At 51.1% G+C, this 1,269-nt stretch carries 1 protein-coding gene; it reads left to right on the forward strand.

Annotated features, from left to right (window positions below):
- Window positions 1–451: 451 nt before the first annotated feature.
- A partial coding sequence (locus DDR33_RS25100) for a hypothetical protein (RefSeq protein WP_109418511.1) occupies window positions 452–1,269 on the forward strand: 818 nt, incomplete at its 3' end.

The raw sequence follows: 1,269 nt of genomic DNA on the forward strand, positions 1-1,269 counted from the left end.
AACCTTGTCCCGCAGTACAGCCCGATAAGCTGTATACCGTTTGCTTAGATGTGCTATTGATGCCCTCTGGCCAGTCAAGCAACATAAAAACCACCTTTATTCCACAGTTTATCCACGTTTTTTAAGAAATAGGCGGATAATTAGTTCCTTGCAGGTCTCAGATAAGAAGCAATATACACCGGAGGGCCTCTTAACGACCTCACCCGGGGTTCATCACCATCCTGAGCGACTGGACTTTACGTGAAAAATAAATTCTGTTTTTTCTGGTATTTTATATCAAAAATGTCCAAATTTACCCCCGTACACAGCCAGCCGTTGAACGACCTTACCCAGGGGTTGTGCGGAGGAACTTATCAAATGATCGCTGAATGACTGACTGTACAGAAAGCCCGGACGGCTTAGATGTAACAAGTTAAAAGAAGAAAGTAAAAAAATAAGAATTCCTTAAATTATGGCCATACTGAATAATCATGGCGGGATCTACGGCAAGGCCGGGACCGTCGTTTATCGCCGTTACCGTGGGATGACCGTCGTACAGGGACGACCCGGCCCCCGCAAAAAGAAGAGCCTTTCCAGCAAGGCAGCCGCCTGTGAGTTCGGGCTGGCCAGCACTACAGCCGCTATAATCCGGGAAGCCCTCTCCGTGTCGCACCGGGAACTGAACGACGGCGGACTGGTGAACCGGTGCAATTCAGCCGTTTACCGTTCGATCCTTGCCAGCCGCGACAAAGAAAGAGGCAGCCGTGACATTCACGATGGCGACGTCAGCTACCTGGAAGGGCTGGAATTCAATATCCGCAGCCGCTTCAGCGACATCCTGAAAGTAAAACCGGAAGTGTACCGGAACGCCCAGGGCCAGGTAACCGTGAAAGTTCCCGACATAGACGGCCGGAGAGATATCCGTGCCTGGGTCCGTCAGATCGAAGGAGGCCGCTACGTGCTGAAGTTTGTGCTGATCGCCTTTAACTTCCGGGAAGAGTTTTATGAATACGTCGGGATCCGTGAGGTGAGCTTTCTGCGAAGCTCCGGACAGAAGGCCACAGAACTGGTATTTGACAGAGAGATCCCCCCGGGGTGTTTCCTGACATTAGCCTGTTCGCTGACCTTTGAGCGTCAGAGTGACATAGAAAACAAATGGGAGAGCGTGAACAGCCTTGACTTCAACCCGGGCACGATCCTGGCTACTTTCCCCACTGAAGGAGAAGCAGAGGAAGGCTATGGAAAAAGAAGGATCAGGGAGGCATTAAAGGCCGGAAAGGAAACAGGGGA

It is taken from the genome of Pararcticibacter amylolyticus (assembly GCF_003130405.1).
Taxonomy (GTDB): Bacteria; Bacteroidota; Bacteroidia; order Sphingobacteriales; family Sphingobacteriaceae; genus Arcticibacter; species Arcticibacter amylolyticus.